Source organism: Shewanella sp. ISS20, assembly GCF_056522965.1.
Genome location: NZ_JAWRZK010000001.1, coordinates 3,076,298 through 3,095,271, shown reverse-complemented (window position 1 = coordinate 3,095,271; position 18,974 = coordinate 3,076,298). Strand labels below are relative to the sequence as shown.

The window sequence follows — 18,974 nt, the reverse complement described above, 5'->3', positions numbered from 1 at the left end:
AGCGTAAATACGCATAAAAAAGCCTGCTCAAGCAGGCTAGTAGATTGGCAAATTCTTAGTGGGCCTTAGCCACACTCTGAATGATGGTTTGACGAATATTGGCCCGCAGCAATCCGTTGGCGTAATCACGAATTCGAATAATCTCAGCACTATGCGCTGATTCACTCAAATAGCCTAAATCCTTTAACTTTAAGCTTAAACAACCATACAATTTCTTATCGTAAAACTCAGGCGCAGTAATACCATGGATATGACCTAAATGCTGCGCCAATTGATGACCTTCATTTTCAAGCGCAGCGCGCTCAATATGAGGCTTAGCCACTAATAAATTGAATAACATGGCATACCGCTGCATAGACTCATCTACCACGGCGGCTAACAAGAGCAACTGATCAATCTTACTGGCATTAATTTCTAATACTTGATCTTCTGTCACTAAGCCTTCTTGGATAAATAAATCCAGCACGCTATCGATATAGCCATCCAGATCAGCAATATCCATAAACAATTCAGCTTGTAATAACGGATAGAAACCATGACACATCTGCTTTATCTTGTTTCGATCGACCACTTCATGCTGAGTCAAAATACAGGCAATCAAAGATGGTAAAATCAACAAATGTAAGATGTTATTGCGGTAATAAGACATGGCCAGCAACTGCGAAGCTTCAATCGAGATAATCGAGCCTAAAGCATCTTGCTCAGACACTAACTTTTTCAACTCTAAACCTTGTTCGACCAGAGACTCACCATTGCCTTCAACCACTGAGGCATAACTGGTATATGGAACTTCTTTTAACAGATGCAAGTACAAGTCTAATTGACGGCACAGCTGGCTGCGCTCGAGCGCATTTTGCTCAGACGCCAATAACACCATACTAGTTAAAGTCACTGAGCTCACTGCAGCAGCATCGTTAATATGAGTCATCACCTTATTAGCTAAGCCATTGACCACAGGGGTTAACCAGCTTGGCTTAGCCTGCGGATTGGTGCTCATTTGCTCACGCCAATCAGCTACATGCTCATTCAGGTAGCTTTGAATGGTAATAGGCTCGCCAAAATTCACATAACCTTGACCAAAGTTACCTAATTTACGGATGGCACCAAATACTTGCCATAGCGACTCTTTTTGCTTCTTTTTGCCACTTAACTCTTTGTGATAGGTCGCGACTTCCATCACATGGTCATAACCTAAATACACAGGCACTAAAGTGATAGGACGCTCAATGCCGCGCAGCACTGAATTTAACGTCATGGCTAACATGCCGGTTTTAGGGGTTAGCAAGCGCCCAGTACGCGAGCGACCACCTTCAGTAAAGTATTCAACTGAATAGCCTTTAGTGAACAGTTGGTCTAAATATTCACGAAAGACTGCGGTATATAATTTGTTGCCGTTAAAACTGCGACGAATAAAGAAGGCGCCGCCACGTCTAAACAAAGGCCCCGCCGGCCAGAAATTAAGATTGATACCCGCAGCAATATGCGGTGGCACCATACCTTGGAAATATAAAATGTAAGACAGCAGCAAATAGTCCATGTGACTGCGATGACAAGGCACATACACGATTTCATGGCCATCATGGTGCAACTGGCGCACATGTTCCGCGCCCTTAATATTGATGCCCTTGTAGAGCTTATTCCAAAGCCATGTCAGCATGCGTTCGGCAATTCTTACCAAGCTATCAGAATAATCCGCCGCGATTTCATCAATATATTCAACAGCCTTAGCCTTAGCTTCGGCATGAGTAATTTTTTTGGATTGAACTTCCTCATCAATCGCCTTCTGCACTGCTTCGGAATTAATGAGGGCATGAAATAAATTCTGACGACTTGGCAGCGACGGCCCTGTCATCACTTTGCGCTGACGGCTAAAGTGAACCCTAGCAACGCGCGCAAGTTTATGGGCAATCTGCTGATCCGTGCCATGCTCGTCAGCCATATAGCGCAGCGACACAGCATTAGAGAATTGCACAAAATTATGGCGACCTAAGAATAAGATCATAAAAAATTTGCGCAGCCAATTAGGATCTTCGCGCTCTAACACCGCGGCCTTCATAGTGTCATCTTCTTTACCTGGTGTCCGTCCCCAAAACAGACTCACAGGTACAAGTTGAATTTCCAAATCAGGATTAGCTCTGTGCATTTGCAGCAGAGTTTTAAATTCACTTAAGAAGGCATCACTTGATGGCCGATTGCCAAACATAGGTTTAGCGCGATTTAAGCACACAACTCGCGGCAGTGCTTTGCCGTGGCATTCCAACTCATCGTAAGGGCTAGGTAAACCAAACTTATCGGTGACATCGCTCAAGGCGGCCATATCGCTGAAAGATTCAGTTTTCATTACATAAATGAGCGGTTTTTTAGGATCAAGATTTAGATCGGCAAAGGGATCTGTTGGCACAACGATTGTGTGCACTAGCTTGCGCTGAAACCAGCGCAACACTGTCATTACGAAAGAGTCTTGTTTGGCCATTGTTATTATGCAATTCAGGTCACGTTAATAGTCCTATAGAATACCAGAACAGGCTACTTGATAGCGAATCTCTACTTAAAACAAACCTTGGCGAATACTTGCGCCAGCACAAATACTGTATATACTAACAGTAACTGTATAGAAAGACAGGAACCAACATGAGACCTTTAACACCCCGCCAAGCAGAGATTTTAGAACTGATTAAACGCAATATCAGCGAAACTGGTATGCCGCCAACTCGTGCAGAAATTGCGACTCAGTTAGGGTTTCGCAGTGCCAATGCCGCCGAAGAGCATTTAAAAGCGCTGGCAAAAAAAGGGTGTATTGAAATCATGCCTGGTACTTCTCGCGGTATTCGTCTGCCGCCCGAAGAAGTGGTAGAAATTGAGACTGGTCTGCCACTCATTGGCCAAGTTGCTGCGGGCGAGCCTATTCTTGCCCAGCAACATGTCGAAAGTTATTTTCAAGTTGATGCCACTATGTTCCATCCTGCCGCCGACTTCTTATTAAAAGTTCGCGGCGATAGCATGAAGAACATCGGCATTCTCGAAGGTGATTTGCTAGCCGTGCATAAAATGCAAGAAGCTCGCAATGGCCAAATTGTGGTGGCTCGAGTTGATGATGACGTCACAGTTAAGCGCTTTGAAAAGAAAGGGAGAATAATTTATCTACACCCTGAAAATGATGAATACTCCCCGATAGTTGTTGATCCTAGCTATCAAGAACTGACCATAGAAGGCTTAGCCGTAGGCATTATTCGTAATGGTGGTTGGCTATGACCACCAAAACATCAACCACATCAGGTCACCCCGGATTATGGTGCGCTAATACTCGGCGCGTTCATCAAACCATGATAGAAAGCTTACCAACCCAAGGCCAAGGGCGAATTGAGCTTGAAAAAATTGCCCCACAACTGGTGCGTCTCAGTCACCAAGGCCAATGGATAGTCTTAATTAATCCGCCCAACATAGGTTATAAAACCATGTTGGCCGCGGCTGGGGTTCGCTTAGATAGAGTTTTACTCGTAAAAGCCAAAGATGAAGTTGAAGCCTTATGGGCGAGTGAAATTGCCCTTACCAATGGTACCTGCAGCGCCGTATTAACTTGGGTTTCTATGTTAGATCAACGCGATCAGCGCCGCATGCAATTAGTTGAACGCAATGCTCGGGCGATTGGCTTTATTTTTGAACATGTAAACCTAACGCTTGGTGACGAGCTCGCATTTAAAGCCCCGCAGACCTTACTGCGTGCCATGCATTAGCACCTAAACATAATCTAAAAATCTAAGCTCGAAATTCACTAATTCAAAATCTAGGCTCGCAGCCTAAGCTCAAAATTTAAATGCAAACCAAGTTCAGCCCAACATAGTGCTGCAGATTAAATTCTGCAGGCATGTCTTAGCTATTACTCATCATCGCCACCAGCATTCATTTCAGTCAGCAAGCCACGCCCTATACTTTCAATCTTTATTGATTTCTAAATTTATGACTTTTCAGCTATATATCTATGGTATGGAAAATTAAGTTGCTGCTAACTTTAATGAATAATGGATTTATCTGATTAACGATTAGTGTCCAATATCGGGCAGCATCATCAAGAATACCTTGGTGCTAGCCTCAAAACACTTGCCGTCATCGTTTGCTGTTGTGGGAACCGAAGAGTTTACATAGCACCTAGACTTTACTGTGTACCTCTTCTTTGTAATTGCTTAGGCAATTAATCGGGGAGATGTCTCTTGAAACCAATACATTTTCTTTTGGCATGTATACTCATGCCGATTTTTCCAGCCACAAGTATGCCGTTAAATATGACCCAAGGGGTGTCAGCCATTAGCGGCAAGGTCTATGACCTACATATGACCATTCTCTACATTTGCTGCGCCATAGGGCTCATAGTTTTTGGCATCATGCTTTACGCCATCATCTATCACCGCAAATCCAAGGGTGCCAGCCCAGCCCAATTTCATGAAAGCACTAAAGTTGAAATCGCCTGGACGATAATCCCTTTTATCATTCTGATTTTAATGGCTATTCCAGCTACTACCACCTTGATTGCAATGGAAGATACTAGTGATGCCGAACTCACTGTAAAAGTGACTGGCTCACAGTGGAAATGGCATTACCAATATTTTGATCAAGATGTTGGCTTTTACAGCATCCTTTCGACCCCAAGAGATCAAATCGATAATTTAGCGCCCAAAGATAAAAACTATTTACTCGAAGTTGATAAGCCGCTTGTGATCCCTGCCCACCGTAAAGTGCGGTTTCTGGTGACCTCTGAAGATGTTATTCACTCTTGGTGGGTACCTGCCTTTGCGGTAAAAAAAGATGCCAACCCCGGCTTTATTAATGAAGCTTGGACACGTGCTGACAAGGTAGGTATTTATCGCGGCCAATGCGCAGAATTATGCGGTAAAGATCATGGATTTATGCCGATTGTGGTGGAAGTCATGGAGCCAGAAGCTTTTGATCAATGGATGATTGCGCAGCAAGCATTAAAAGCCCAAGCATCAGAGCAAGCCAAAGCGCAATTAAGCCAAACCTTAACCATGGCCGAATTGATGACGCAAGGGGAGCAAATTTATGTCAGTCGCTGCGCCGCTTGCCATCAACCCAATGGCGCCGGCTTGCCAGGTGTATTCCCAAGCCTAATTGGCAGCCCCATCATCAAGGGGCCTGTCACAAATCATATCAATATCGTATTGCATGGTAAGGCAGGAACCGCCATGCAAGCCTTTTCCAAACAGCTTAGCGCACAAGAAATTGCCGCAGTGGTTACCTTTGAGCGCAATGCTTGGGGCAATAATTCCGGTGAAGCAATTCAAGCTGCCGACGTTAGCAAACTGAACCAATAAGGGGATATGTGATGACAACTGAAAAACATACACCTATCCGCGAAGAACTGCAGTACGCGGGCGCCGGAGCAATGGACAGTCATAATAATGAACATTCTCATGATCATCACCACGAAGGTCCACCCAAAGGATTAATGCGCTGGGTTCTGACCACCAACCACAAGGATATTGGCACCTTGTATTTGTGGTTCAGTTTTATGATGTTTTTAATCGGCGGCGCCATGGCCATGGTGATCCGCGCCGAGTTATTTCAACCCGGTTTACAATTAGTTGAACCTAACTTTTTTAACCAGATGACCACAGTTCACGGACTCATCATGGTGTTTGGCGCTGTGATGCCAGCCTTTATCGGCTTAGCTAACTGGATGATCCCCATGATGATAGGGGCGCCTGATATGGCGCTGCCACGCATGAATAACTGGAGCTTTTGGATTTTACCTTTTGCCTTCTTAATCTTATTAAGTTCACTGTTTATGGAAGGTGGCGGCCCTAATTTTGGCTGGACTTTCTACGCGCCGCTATCAACCACCTATAGCCCAGACTCCACCGCATTATTCGTATTCTCCATTCATATTATGGGGATAAGCTCCATCATGGGAGCGATTAACGTCATAGTCACCATAGTTAACTTACGCGCCCCAGGTATGACATGGATGAAGCTGCCACTCTTTGTATGGACTTGGTTAATTACTGCTTTCTTATTGATTGCCGTGATGCCAGTACTGGCAGGGGTGGTCACTATGGTGCTAACCGATAAGTTCTTTGGCACTAGCTTCTTTGATGCAGCGGGCGGCGGCGATCCTGTGATGTTCCAGCATATCTTTTGGTTCTTTGGTCACCCCGAAGTTTACATTATGATTTTGCCATCCTTTGGCATCATTTCCGCCATAGTTCCCACCTTTAGCCGTAAGCCTTTATTTGGTTATGCCTCTATGGTTTACGCCACATCCAGCATTGCCATCTTATCCTTCTTAGTGTGGGCGCATCATATGTTCACTACCGGCATGCCCGTCTTTGCCGAGCTGTTCTTTATGTACTGCACTATGCTGATTGCCGTGCCCACAGGGGTAAAAGTCTTTAATTGGGTAGCAACTATGTGGCGCGGCGCATTAAGTTTTGAAGCGCCTATGCTGTTTGCCATCGCCTTTATCATATTATTTACCATAGGCGGATTATCAGGATTAATGCTGGCCATTACCCCTGCGGACTTTCAATACCATGACACCTATTTCGTAGTGGCGCACTTTCACTATGTGCTAGTCACTGGCGCGATATTCTCCATCATGGCCGCCGCTTATTATTGGCTACCCAAATGGACTGGCCGCATGTATAGCGAGCGCTTAGCCCGCTGGCATTTTTGGAGCTCAGTAATTTCAGTTAACGTCTTATTCTTCCCTATGCATTTCTTGGGGCTTGCTGGCATGCCAAGGCGCATTCCCGACTATGCATTGCAATTTGCTGACATTAACCAAATCGTTTCCATCGGCGGCTTTGCTTTTGGCTTATCCCAACTGATTTTCTTAGTGTTAGTGATTAAATGCATTCGTAGTGGAGCGCCCGCCCCCGCCAAACCTTGGGAAGGCGCAGAAGGTTTAGAGTGGACATTACCAAGCCCTGCGCCCTATCACTCCTTTACCACGCCACCAGCCATCGAGCCTGTGGTGCGCCATGGATAAGCCACGCAATAACCGCCTGATCATAGGGTTAGTTTCTGGGGCAATTGCCATGTTTGCTTTCGGCTTTGCCTTAGTGCCCTTGTACGATGTGTTGTGTGAACAATTAGGCATTAATGGCAAACCTCGCAATAGCGCGCAAATATATTCAGCAAACACTGACGCCCCAGGGCGCTTAGTAAATGTTGAATTTATCGCGCAAGTTCCAGCGAGTTTGCCTTGGGAGTTTGCCCCTGAAGTTAAACGCATGCAGGTAAGAACCGGTGAGTTAGTCCGCACTCACTTTAATGCTAAAAATTTATCTGGCCAGCATATCGTTGGCCAAGCCATACCTTCGGTTTCTCCTGGTCAAGGAGCCGCATATTTCAATAAAACCGAATGTTTCTGCTTTAACCAACAACCCCTAGAAGGCCATAGCAGTGCCGAACTTGGCTTGGTTTTCTTCGTGGATAAAGACTTACCTGACTCAATCAATACCTTGACGCTAGCTTATACCCTGTTTGATATCACAGATTCCGCCAGCGGTAGCCCTAAAGGAGTGTCGCAATGAGCACGCAGAATTACCAAAAGTACTATGTTCCCACTCAAAGCCCCTGGCCAATTATTGGGGCTATCGGCTTATTTTTAATCGCGATAGGTGCCGGCACGACAGTGCAACAATATGCCAAGGGTGGCAATGGCGGCGGTTACTTACTGCTGAGTGGCGTTGCAGTGATTTTATTTATGTTGGTGGGATGGTTTAGAAATGTCATTCGAGAATCTATGTCGGGCTTATATTCACCGCAAATGGATAGATCGTTTCGCCAAGGCATGAGTTGGTTTATTTTCTCTGAAGTGATGTTCTTTGCCGCCTTTTTTGGCGCCTTATTTTATGCCCGAAACATTGCTGTCCCTTGGCTTGCTGGCGAAAGCAATAATGCTATGACACATACTGTGCTGTGGCCCAATTTTGTGGATACTTGGCCACTACTTATCACCCCTGACGGTAAGACCACTCAGGCTATGCCTTGGCATGGCGTCCCGTTAGTCAACACCATCTTGCTACTCACCTCTTCCATTACCTTACATTGGGCTCATATCAATCTTGAGCGCGGTAAGCGCACCGCTTTAAAGCTCTGGTTAGGCTTAACTATTATTCTCGGTTTGTTTTTTATCAGTGGTCAAATCTATGAGTATTACCATGCCTATACAGATTTAAATCTCACCTTAGATGCTGGGATTTATGGCAATACCTTTTTCTTACTCACGGGCTTTCATGGCACCCATGTGTTCTTAGGTTTAGTGTTTTTAAGTGTGTTATTGGCGCGGATTTTCAGTGGTCATTTTACCACTAATCGACATTTTGCCTTCCAAGCAGGAAGTTGGTATTGGCACTTTGTCGATATGGTTTGGCTATGCCTATTCGTGTTTATTTATATTTTATAAAGGGACTTAGTAAGGTCTGGGATTTGGCGTTATTAAGCCAAATCCCAGCGCGACTAAAAACAATAACACGACTATGGCCGACCATATCAGGCGACGGCCGAGGTAATGACTCATAGATTGAGTCTCCTCGCCTTGCCCGTGGCGCACCATAAGGAACATGGCTCTGCCTAAATTAATAATGATAATAACTAACAGGCAAACTAAAGCTATTTTGAAGGCCAATAGGAGCGTCATGAGCCATTCCTCGCTGCGATATCAGGGTAACGTGTTCTTAGTGCTGATATTTACTGTGGGCATATTTATTCTGCTGGTCAAGTTAGGCCTGTGGCAATTACACAAAGGCTATGACAAACAAGCTTGGCAGCAACAGCAAGACATTAAACACTCTCGCGAGCCTCTTAATTGGGATGAATTAACACTGAGCGCTGCCGAGTTGCACGGTCATCAAGCTCAGCTTGCAACGACGGATAGCAAGGCGCCACTCATTGTTTTAGATAATCAAATTCTGCAAGGGCAAGTCGGATATCGCATCTTTCAAGTGCAGCAACAGCCGCAGCTTACTCACGCCCTATTAATTGAATTAGGTTTTGTGGCCGCAAGCCCTGATCGCAATAACATTCCGCCGTTAACACGCATTAATTCAGCGCCAGCTTTGGTTGGGCGCCTCTATTACAAACAAACCAATCGCTTAAGTCAGGCACTAGCCCCCGAATCCTTATTAGATAGCCATAACAATCAGGTTATTCGCATTCAAAATCTGAATCTTGCCGCCTTAGCTCAATACTTATCTTTACCGTTATTACCTGTGGTGTTGTTACCTACAGAGCTCTCACAACCTCAGTGGCCGCGAGTATGGCAATCACCGCCCATGTCAGTTGCCAAGCATTTTGGCTACGCCTTGCAGTGGTTTGTGATGGCACTGGTATTTGCAGGTCTAGTATTAGCCTTAAGCTTTAAGCACTTAAAACAACATAAGGATGAAGCATGACTACAACTAATAATAAACGCACCTTATTGTTAATTTCGCTAGTGTTTGTCATCCCCGTGTTGCTGGCGAAATTATTCTTAAGCTTGCATCTTTACAAAGAAGGCGCCACTAACCAAGGTCAGCTGATTTCACCGAGTCCAAATTTAACTGAACTTAAGATGCTCAATAATTATCAAGGACGTTGGCAGATAGTGTATTTACTGCCAAACGAATGCGATAGCCGTTGTCAGCAGCGACTTTACATCCTCAAGCAAGCACATACAGCTTTAGGTCCAGATCAAGATAGAGTCCGCCCGCTAGTACTACTGCAGCGCGGCAGCGATCTTAAGGCACTTGAACCTTTTGATTTTGAGTTGGTGGTCGCTAACCCTGAAATATCACAATGGCTCATGGATCAAGCCTTAGTGATTATTGATCCCTTAGGATCCTTAGTCATGAAGTATCCGCTCACTGCCACTATCGAGCTTGAGCTACTCCAAGGTAAGGCCTTGATTGCTGATATGCGTAAGATGCTTAAATTATCGAGGATTGGCTAATGGCATTCACTTGGTTAGTCAGACTCACCTTACTACTGACCTTATTAGTGATCTTTATGGGGGCTTATACTCGCCTTGAAGATGCGGGTCTAGGATGCCCAGATTGGCCGGGCTGCTATGGCAAAATCTTAGTGCCAAGTTCGCCACAAGATATTGCCCATGCAGAACAAGCGTTTCCTGAGCGGCCAGTGGAAACCGCTAAAGCTTGGTTAGAAATGATCCACCGCTATCTGGCAAGTAGCCTAGGTTTACTGATTATTGTTATCGTTATTCAAGCGTTTAGAAATGCCGACGCCCCCAAAAAGCTGCCTTTAGTCATTTTACTCTTAGTGCTAGTGCAAGGCGCATTAGGCATGTGGACTGTCACCTTAAAACTCATGCCAATAGTCGTCATGGCGCACCTGCTTGGCGGCTTTAGCTTATTATCCTTATTGTTTTTATTCTATTTACGCTTAACACCACCGCCTAAAAGCTATGCTCACACTGGCGTGAGATGCTTGCGCCCCCTGGCGGTTGTTGCCTTGGTTGTATTGATACTGCAAATCAGCTTAGGCGGCTGGACATCATCTAACTATGCCGCCCTCGCCTGCACTGAACTGCCCATTTGTGAAGCCAATTGGTGGAGGAATCTCGCGCCACTTACGGCATTTAATCCGCTGCCTCAAGGCCATACCCAGTTTGAATTTGGGGTGCTGGCTTATCCAGAGCGCATGACCATACATGTATTTCATCGCTTTGGCGCCTTAGTCACGGCTTTGTTGCTCGTGGGTTTATGGTGGCAAGTGCAGCGCAAGGCAAGCCTGCCTAGGCTTAAACGCGCTAGCAGCATAATGCTGTTATTACTTGTGTGCCAAGCTAGCCTTGGCGTAGCCAATGTGTGGCTACAACTACCGCTACTAATTGCTGTGAGCCACAACTTAGTCGCGGCATTTTTACTGTTAAGTGTGATTTATCTTAACTATGCCATCTGGCGTAACCCGTAATGGAGGTTCTATGAGTAAATCCTTATCGGCAAATTTTCACCTAAGAACACGCACCACTATTTGGCGAGATTACTATGAACTCACTAAGCCAAAAGTCGTGGCCTTAATGCTTCTAACCGTACTGGTCGGCATGTGTTTATCTGTGCCAGCCAGTGCGCCACTACCGTGGCAGCCATTAGTATTAGGGTTAATCGGCATAGGGTTAATGTCAGCGGCGGCCGCCACCATCAACCATCTCATTGATTGGCAAATCGATGCCCGCATGGCACGCACTCATCACCGCCCTGTCGCCACCGGCCGAGTCCCTGTAGAGCACGCACTGATATTTGCAATGACCCTTGCCATTTCAGGCTTTAGCTTGCTGTACCTGCTTGTGAATCCAATAACCGCTTGGCTAACTTGCGCCAGTTTAGTGGGATACGCCTTTATCTATACCTTATGGTTAAAACGCGCCACGCCGCAAAATATAGTCATAGGCGGCTTAGCGGGTGCCATGCCGCCCTTATTAGGCTGGACCGCCATGACGGGGCAATTCCACGGTTTTGGCTTATTACTTGTCATCATTATTTTTACTTGGACGCCACCGCATTTTTGGGCGTTAGCCATCCATAGGCGCGATGATTATGCCAAGGTCAATATCCCTATGCTGCCGGTAACTCATGGGGTGGAATTTACTAAGACCTGTATCTTGCTCTATACAGTGTTACTCGCCATTGCTTGTCTATTTCCTGTCATTGTGGGTATGTCTGGCGCACTCTATCTAGCGCTATCAACACCCTTAAGTCTGATGTTTATTTACAAGGCTTGGCAGCTTAAGTTTCATGACCAACCCGGCTTAGCTATGGGGTTATTTCGCTTTTCTATTTATCAATTGATGTTGTTATTTCTCGCATTATTAGCAGACCACTACCTATAGGGCCAAGTATGCGCATATTGATTGGGGTAATTATTGTTGGCTTCATAATGCTCGCGGGCGTCTTGAGTTATCAGGGCTATCAGCAAGTCATGTCAGAGAAAGATGAGCCCTTAGCCACCAGCTATCAATTTGAAAAACCGCGGCCCATTATTGACTTTGTATTAACTAATCAAGATGACGCGCCATTTACGGCTAAGCACTTGCTAGGACACTGGAGTTTGATATTTGTAGGCTATACCTCATGCCCTGATATTTGCCCCACCACTATGGCTAAACTTTCTAGCATGTATGAGCAATTAAATGCCATTGCGCCAGTACAAATCATTTTTTTGTCGGTTGATCCAGCGCGCGACAGCATTCAAAAATTACAAGATTATCGCAATTTTTTTCATCCCAAGATTATTGCCGTAACAGGTCAGCATGCCAAACTTTATCCACTCACTCAGAGCCTTGGCATGGTGTATGCGATGACAGGCACAGGCGCTGACTATCAAGTCGATCATAGTGCGTCGCTGGTGTTAATTAATCCACAAGGTGAGCGCGTGGCTGTATTTAAGACTATGGCGAATACTCAGAGTCAAGGAGACATGAGCAGCGCGCAAATAATCCATGATTTTAGGTTACTCACCAAGTCATAAAACTCGCCATTTAGTACGAGTTAACTGCTTAGGTTCAAAAGAAAATTTTGCTCCACTAAGGAATTTGTGTAAATAGCCGACTATCTTTGCATGTACACGGACGTTTTTAAGAATGAATTTATGGATGAACATACAATCAAACTAGGTCACTCGTTGACCATCAGAAATATCAGCGAAAGTTACGCCATGATCACTAAGGCGCTCGACGCTGATCATGTCTTATTCCTTGATGTTAGCGAACTCAAAACCATAGATACCGCAGGAATGCAGATGTTTCATGTACTTGCTGTCGATTGCGAACGTCACTCAGTTAATCTTAGTTTTTCGCTTGGAACCTCAGAACTCAAAACTCAATGTCTTAACCTGGGTATCGTGCTCCCAGGGCTCGTATTTGCAAGCTAAGGAAGGATCGAATGAAAAAAATACTTGCTGTGGATGATTCTGCTTCAATGCGTCAAATGGTTGGCTTTACGCTGAAGACCGCGGGGTTTGATGTCACAGAGGCCTGCAACGGCGATGAGGCTCTGACCGTGGCTCAACAAGGGCAATATGACTTGGTGATTTCAGACGTCAACATGCCTGTGATGGACGGCATCACCTTAATCCGGAACCTAAGAACGCTACCCGCGTACAAATTCACCCCGCTGTTGATGTTGACCACTGAGTCTGGTGGCGACAAAAAACAAGAAGGGCGGGCAGCAGGTGCAACCGGATGGATAGTCAAGCCATTCAACCCTGATCAGCTATTGGCCACTGTTCGCAAAGTATTAGGTTAATAAGGTTATCGGATATGGAAATCGACCTAAGTCAATTCAGCCAGGTGTTTTTTGAAGAAAGCCTAGAAGGCCTGGCAGCGATGGAAACTGAACTGCTCGCGATTAATATCGACGAGCCAGATGATGAAGCTATCAATACCATCTTTAGGGGCGCCCACTCGATTAAGGGAGGCAGCGCGACCTTTGGGTTTAATGGCGTGGCTAACTTCACTCACTTGCTTGAAACCTTACTGGATGAAATTCGCGATAAACGCCGCAAGATGACCGCTGATCATGTTGATATTCTGCTGCACTCAGTGGATGTCTTACGCGCCATGATCGATGCCTTAATGACTGAAAGCGAATATTCAGATCCACAATTGCAAGAGTTGGAACGTCGGTTAAATGAAGCCTTAGCCATTGCTAACAATAACGTCGTAGCAGCGCCGGTGATCATTGAGCCAACCTTAGAAGTGAGTAACTTGCAGCGTTGGCAAATTAATTTTATTGCGGGTGAAGACATACTCAAATGCGGCAATGACCCCTTGTTGATGTTTACTGAGCTGAGGCAACTGGGCGAACTTGAGGTCGAGTTACTCCCCACAGATATGCCTAAGCTGTTAGATTTTGAGCCAGAAAATTGCTATTTAAGCTGGCGCCTCACCTTAGTCACTGAAGCAAGTCTTAAAAAAATTACCGAAGTATTTGATTGGGTGGCTGATGAGTGCCAAATCGAATACCTAGAGCTTACTGACTCAGCGCCAGAAACCATTGAAAATGACAGCTGCGACGGCTTAATTGAAGAGTTGGTCGAGGTTAGCGAAACGCCTGAACGCGCGAAACAAATGGCCAGTCCACCAGCGAATAAGGCCAAGGCAGAATCCGGTTCAATTCGCGTCAGCACAGATAAAATAGATACCTTAATTAATATGGTCGGCGAGTTAGTGATTACTCAGGCCATGCTCGGTCAATTAGGCCAGCAAGAGCAAATTTCAAGTGAATCAATGTTGATGCTCAATTTGGGTTTAGAGCAACTGGCATCCCACACCCGCGATCTGCAAGAAAGCGTCATGCAAATCCGGATGATACCTATCAGCTTTGCTTTTAGTCGCTTCCCACGATTAGTGCGCGATATTAGCCAAAAACAAGGTAAAAAAGTCGAGCTCATACTTAAGGGGGAAGACACTGAACTTGATAAAACCGTGATGGAAAAAATTGTCGACCCTATGGTGCACTTAGTGCGCAATTCGCTCGACCATGGCCTTGAACAACCAGACGTGAGACGCGCTAATGGTAAGAGCGAAGTCGGCAATATTACCCTCAACGCCTTCCATCAAGGTGGCAATATCATTATTGAAATCAGTGATGATGGCGCCGGTTTAAACACAGAAAAAATCTTAGCCAAAGCGCGTGAAAAGGGTCTTATTGGTCGCGACGAAGAACCCAGCGACGAAGTGATTCATCAGCTTATCTTTCACCCCGGGTTTTCAACCGCTGATCAAGTCTCCGATCTTTCTGGGCGCGGCGTCGGCATGGATGTAGTTAAGCGCAATATTCATAGCTTAAATGGCAGCATTGATTTGAACTCCAAACGCGGCCATGGCAGTCGTTTTACCATTCGCTTACCTCTGACGCTTGCGATTCTTGATGGCCAATTAATTCGTATTGGCGAGCACATTTATGTGATCCCCTTGATGTCTATCTATGAATCATTACAAGTGAAAAACGAGAAAGTAAATCGTCTCAACGAAGAGCATGAACTCATTCGCTTACGTGATGACTATGTCCCCATCATCAAGGTTTTTCGTGAGTTCAATCATAAGGCTGATGCTACTGAAGTGGAGAATGGCCTAGTGATGGTCGTCGAGCATAACAATAGCAAGGTCGGGTTATTAGTGGATGAACTCATGGCTCAGCAACAAGTCGTTATTAAGAGCCTTGAAGATAACTATGCCAAGATCCCAGGAATTTCGGGAGCCACTATTTTAGGCAATGGCACAGTGGCCTTAATCATTGACGTCGCCAGCTTAGTTGAACTTGCTGGTATTGGGCATAACAAAGAACATGCGGCATAAGGATAGGCAGTCATGGCTCAAGCAACAACAATCAATATAGAGCAAAACCAAATACTCACTAGTAAAGAACATGACTATCACCAGTTTTTAAGTTTTGTGATGGCCAATGAAGAATATGGCGTGCCGATTTTAGCGGTGCAAGAAATTCGCGGCTGGGAACCGACCACTAGTATTCCTAATGCCCCGAAGCACGTTAAAGGCGTGATTAATTTACGCGGCACCATAGTCCCTATTATCGATCTGCGAGAGCGGTTTGGGATTGATAGCCTAGCCTATGGTTCAACCACTGTGGTGATAGTGCTCAAAGTTGAGTTAGCTAATCAACAAAAAGTCATAGGCATAGTGGTGGATGCTGTGTCTGATGTATTTACCATTGCGGAAAACGAAATTAGGGTCACTCCAGATTTTGGTAACGCCCAAGATTTACGCTTTATTCGCGGTCTTGCCAGTGTGTCCGAAAAAATGGTGATTCTGCTTGATATCAATATGTTGCTAGGTAAAGACAGTCTTCCGGATGCGGGGACTTTATCAAACATCATCAAAGATCTAGAACTAGACACTCCCGTTGAAGATTAATAGCTAGGCAGAGGATTTAACATGGAAGCGACAAAAGATCATCAAGGAACCGGAGCTTTAAAAAGCACTCAACTGCTGACTATCACCTTAGTGGTGTTAGTCATAAGTTTAATTTGCACAGTCATTAATGCCCCACAAATCGCAGTGATCGCGCTGCAATGTGCGGGCTTAGCTTTGCTCGGTTGGAGTTGGTATCAAGCAACTCAAGAAGAAAGTGTATTACCTAATTTTATTAGCCAACTCTCTTTGCACCTGCAAGGCCAAGGTGCCATGCCCGAGTTAGCAGTGGCAGGATGGCAGCAGTGCAAACAAGCACTCACTAGCCTGCAAACCAATCTTAATAAATATAGCTTTAGTCATCAGGCGTTAGAAAAATGCCAGGGCAGCATTATGCTGGCATCCGCTGACGGCATGATTATGCACGTCAATCCATCGCTACAAACCCTAATGCAACACGCTGAGCAAGATATCAAAAGTGCTATCCCATCGTTTAACAGTCGCCAGTTAACCGGCAGCCATATGGATCAATTCCATAAAAACCCTGCGCATCAACAGCATTTAATTCGCAATCTCAGCTCAGCCCATACTGCCAGGTTCAACGTCGGAGGTCGCACCTTTAACTTAATCGCAAGCCCAGTGTATGACAAAGATAATCAGCAAAAACTCGGGGTAGTGATTGAATGGGCCGATATGACAGAACAATTGGCGAAAGAAGCCAAAGAAAACGCCCTTGCCAAAGAAAATAATGCCATCAAGCAAGCCCTTGATGTCTGCCAAGCCAATGTCATGATGGCCGATGAAAACTACCATATCACCTACCTCAATACCTCTTTAACTCAAGTTTTTAGACATAATGAAAACTCACTGAGACAAGCTATACCCCAATTCTATGTGGATAAATTGGTTGGCAACAACATTGATATTTTCCATAAGAATCCAGCGCATCAGCGCAGTATGCTCGAGAAATTAACCTCAGTGTATAAAACTCATATTACAGTCAACGGCATAGTCTTTTCGTTAATTGCAACGCCTGTATTTGATGGCGGCAAACGCATAGGCACTGTGGTTGAGTGGGAAGATGTTACTGAGCAGTTAAAACTCAAAGATGAGCAAGAAAGTTTGTTCAATGAAAACCTGCGTATCCGCCAAGCGTTAGATAATGTCAGCGCTAATACCATGGTGGCGGATAACGATCTCAACATCATTTATCTCAATAAAGCCGTACAGAAGATGTTTATGGATGTAAACGCTGAACTGAAAAAATCACTGCCTGCATTTGATGCCAATAACTTGCTGGGTGCCAATATCGATAAGTTCCATGTTAATCCGCAGCACCAAAGACATCTTTTAGCTAAGATGACGGACACTTATCGCAGCCGCATTACCGTAGGTGAACGCACCTTTACCTTTATTGCTAACCCTATAATGCAACCTGATGGTACTAAAATAGGCACAGTGGTGGAGTGGGACGATATTACTGATCAACTGAAAAAACAGCAGGAAGAAACCCGCATTGCCAGTGAAAACGCCCGCATACGTCAGGCACTAGATAACGTCAGCGCCAATACCATGCTTGCCGATGCCGAGTGCAACATTATTTATATGAATGGCGCGGTATCTAATATGTTTAATCAGGCGCAAACCGACATTCGTACCAGTTTGCCTAACTTTAATGCCAACAAATTGATTGGGCAAAATATTGATGTCTTCCATAAAAATCCCAGCCATCAACGCAACATTTTAAGCAAGATCAACAGCACTTATACCAGCCAACTAGTGGTTGGTGGTCGCACCTTCCGTATCATTGCTAACCCGATTACAGACGCCAGTGGCAACCGTTTAGGCACAGTAGTGGAGTGGGAAGATCGCACTGCCGAAGTCGCCATTGAGCATGAAGTCGATGCGCTCATTCAAGCTGCTAATGCTGGTGATTTAAGTCCAAGATTAACGACAGCGGGTAAAGAAGGCTTCTATCTCAACCTTTCAAATGGCTTAAATAAGCTGGTCACTATTGCCGATGAAGTGATTTCCGATGTTGTTAATGTGTTCGATGGCATGGCAAAAGGCGATTTAACCCGTGAAATCCAAGGAGAATACCAAGGTCAATTTGGCAAATTAAAAGCCGATGCTAACACCACCATTCGGCGCCTAACCGAAGTGCTTTCAGGCATTCAAGAATCGGCAACCACAGTGACAGCAGGCGCCGAAGAAATTGCCAAGGGCAATGCTGACCTTAGTCAGCGCACCGAAGAGCAAGCAGCATCGCTTGAAGAAACGGCCTCAAGCATGGAAGAAATGACCACTACTGTGCAGCAAAGCGCTGAAAACGCAGTGCAAGCCGATAAGCTCGCCAAAGAAGCCAACACTAAGGCGATCCAAGGCGGCGAGGTCGTGACGCAAGCCATTAGCGCAATGGAGGCTATCGATCAATCGAGCAAACGTATCGTCGACATTATTAGCGTGATTGATGAAATTGCCTTCCAAACTAACTTGTTAGCCCTCAATGCGGCGGTTGAAGCCGCTAGAGCCGGTGAGCAAGGCCGCGGCTTCGCTGTGGTCGCCGGTGAAGTGCGCAATCTGGCGCAGCGCAGTGCGGGCGCCGCCAAAGAAATTAAAGAGCTTATTCGCGATAGCGTTGGCAAGGTGAGAGACGGTACTGCCTTAGTCAACCAATCGGGTATTACCTTGCAAGAGATAGTCGATTCGGTATCAAAAGTTGCCATGATGATTAATCAAATTAGCGTGGCCGCCGATCAGCAATCCATAGGTATTCAAGAGGTGAATAAGGCTGTGTCACAAATGGATGATATGACCCAGCAAAACGCGTCTTTGGTTGAACAAGTGTCTGCCGCAGGCGATGCCATGACAGAGCAAGCGCGTAGCATGCGCAGTCAACTGGGCTTCTTCACTATGGGCAAAGGGGCGATGAACAACTCACCTAACATCAAAACTAAGACGGCCAGTTTAGCTAAAGTCTCTGGCCTTGAAACTCACCACGATGACGACTGGAATGAGTTCTAACCTTAGATGGGAATAGGTTATTTTGGCCTATTCCCTGCTCATTAAGTCGTAGACCACGACT

At 45.4% G+C, this 18,974-nt stretch carries 17 protein-coding genes and 1 pseudogene; 16 read left to right on the top strand and 2 right to left on the bottom strand.

The window, feature by feature from the left end; all coding sequences use genetic code 11:
* Positions 1-55: 55 nt before the first annotated feature.
* Complete coding sequence (gene plsB / locus AC1HDP_RS14100) at positions 56-2,473, bottom strand: glycerol-3-phosphate 1-O-acyltransferase PlsB (protein ID WP_479639215.1); 2,418 nt, start codon at positions 2,471-2,473, stop codon at positions 56-58.
* Positions 2,474-2,631: 158 nt separating this feature from the next.
* Here plsB and lexA point away from each other — a divergent pair, with 158 nt between their 5' ends.
* The 6 genes and pseudogenes from lexA (at position 2,632) to AC1HDP_RS14070 (ending at position 8,425) form a co-directional block, all read left to right on the top strand.
* Positions 2,632-3,252: a transcriptional repressor LexA gene (gene lexA, locus AC1HDP_RS14095; protein ID WP_479639214.1), complete on the top strand. Its 621-nt coding sequence runs from the start codon at positions 2,632-2,634 to the stop codon at positions 3,250-3,252.
* Positions 3,249-3,734, top strand: coding sequence for a SulA-like leucine-rich domain-containing protein (locus AC1HDP_RS14090; RefSeq protein ID WP_479639213.1), 486 nt, complete (start codon positions 3,249-3,251; stop codon positions 3,732-3,734). The genes lexA and AC1HDP_RS14090 overlap by 4 nt, the downstream gene beginning before the upstream one ends.
* A gap of 510 nt (positions 3,735-4,244) precedes the next feature.
* Positions 4,245-5,315 (top strand): annotated as a pseudogene (gene coxB, locus AC1HDP_RS14085) (cytochrome c oxidase subunit II); the annotation flags it as partial.
* Positions 5,316-5,398: 83 nt separating this feature from the next.
* Positions 5,399-7,003, top strand: a complete 1,605-nt coding sequence (gene ctaD / locus AC1HDP_RS14080) for a cytochrome c oxidase subunit I (protein WP_479639896.1) — start codon at positions 5,399-5,401, stop codon at positions 7,001-7,003.
* Positions 6,996-7,550: a cytochrome c oxidase assembly protein gene (locus tag AC1HDP_RS14075; protein WP_479639212.1), complete on the top strand. Its 555-nt coding sequence runs from the start codon at positions 6,996-6,998 to the stop codon at positions 7,548-7,550. Before ctaD ends, AC1HDP_RS14075 begins: the two co-directional genes overlap by 8 nt.
* Positions 7,547-8,425, top strand: a complete 879-nt coding sequence (locus AC1HDP_RS14070; protein WP_479639211.1) for a cytochrome c oxidase subunit 3 — start codon at positions 7,547-7,549, stop codon at positions 8,423-8,425. Before AC1HDP_RS14075 ends, AC1HDP_RS14070 begins: the two co-directional genes overlap by 4 nt.
* A gap of 6 nt (positions 8,426-8,431) precedes the next feature.
* On the opposite strand, the gene AC1HDP_RS14065 is transcribed toward AC1HDP_RS14070, so the two are convergent.
* Positions 8,432-8,659, bottom strand: coding sequence for a DUF2909 domain-containing protein (locus AC1HDP_RS14065; RefSeq protein WP_479639210.1), 228 nt, complete (start codon positions 8,657-8,659; stop codon positions 8,432-8,434).
* Here AC1HDP_RS14065 and AC1HDP_RS14060 point away from each other — a divergent pair.
* The 10 genes from AC1HDP_RS14060 (at position 8,658) to AC1HDP_RS14015 (ending at position 18,913) form a co-directional block, all read left to right on the top strand.
* Positions 8,658-9,413 carry an SURF1 family protein gene (locus AC1HDP_RS14060; protein WP_479639209.1) on the top strand — a complete coding sequence of 252 codons (756 nt, stop codon included), beginning with the start codon at positions 8,658-8,660 and terminating at the stop codon, positions 9,411-9,413. The genes AC1HDP_RS14065 and AC1HDP_RS14060 overlap by 2 nt on opposite strands.
* The gene (locus AC1HDP_RS14055) at positions 9,410-9,949 is read left to right on the top strand and encodes a hypothetical protein (protein WP_140930360.1); all 540 of its coding nucleotides are present in this window, start codon (positions 9,410-9,412) and stop codon (positions 9,947-9,949) included. The genes AC1HDP_RS14060 and AC1HDP_RS14055 overlap by 4 nt, the downstream gene beginning before the upstream one ends.
* Positions 9,949-10,932 carry a COX15/CtaA family protein gene (locus tag AC1HDP_RS14050; RefSeq protein WP_479639208.1) on the top strand — a complete coding sequence of 328 codons (984 nt, stop codon included), beginning with the start codon at positions 9,949-9,951 and terminating at the stop codon, positions 10,930-10,932. Before AC1HDP_RS14055 ends, AC1HDP_RS14050 begins: the two co-directional genes overlap by 1 nt.
* 10 nt (positions 10,933-10,942) lie before the next feature.
* On the top strand, positions 10,943-11,848 hold the full coding sequence (gene cyoE, locus AC1HDP_RS14045) for a heme o synthase (RefSeq protein WP_479639207.1): 906 nt from the start codon (positions 10,943-10,945) through the stop codon (positions 11,846-11,848).
* Between the two features lie 8 nt (positions 11,849-11,856).
* Positions 11,857-12,486, top strand: coding sequence for an SCO family protein (locus AC1HDP_RS14040; RefSeq protein ID WP_479639206.1), 630 nt, complete (start codon positions 11,857-11,859; stop codon positions 12,484-12,486).
* A gap of 120 nt (positions 12,487-12,606) precedes the next feature.
* Positions 12,607-12,888, top strand: a complete 282-nt coding sequence (locus AC1HDP_RS14035; protein WP_168195124.1) for an STAS domain-containing protein — start codon at positions 12,607-12,609, stop codon at positions 12,886-12,888.
* A gap of 11 nt (positions 12,889-12,899) precedes the next feature.
* Entirely contained in the window at positions 12,900-13,262 is a 363-nt protein-coding gene (locus AC1HDP_RS14030; protein ID WP_140930355.1) for a response regulator, read from the top strand.
* 14 nt (positions 13,263-13,276) lie between these two features.
* Entirely contained in the window at positions 13,277-15,316 is a 2,040-nt protein-coding gene (locus AC1HDP_RS14025; RefSeq protein WP_479639205.1) for a chemotaxis protein CheA, read from the top strand.
* Between the two features lie 12 nt (positions 15,317-15,328).
* A complete protein-coding gene (locus AC1HDP_RS14020; protein WP_479639204.1) occupies positions 15,329-15,892 on the top strand; it encodes a chemotaxis protein CheW in 564 nt (187 codons plus the stop codon).
* A 21-nt stretch (positions 15,893-15,913) separates the two neighbouring features.
* On the top strand, positions 15,914-18,913 hold the full coding sequence (locus AC1HDP_RS14015; protein ID WP_479639203.1) for a methyl-accepting chemotaxis protein: 3,000 nt from the start codon (positions 15,914-15,916) through the stop codon (positions 18,911-18,913).
* The last annotated feature ends 61 nt before the right edge of the window (positions 18,914-18,974 follow it).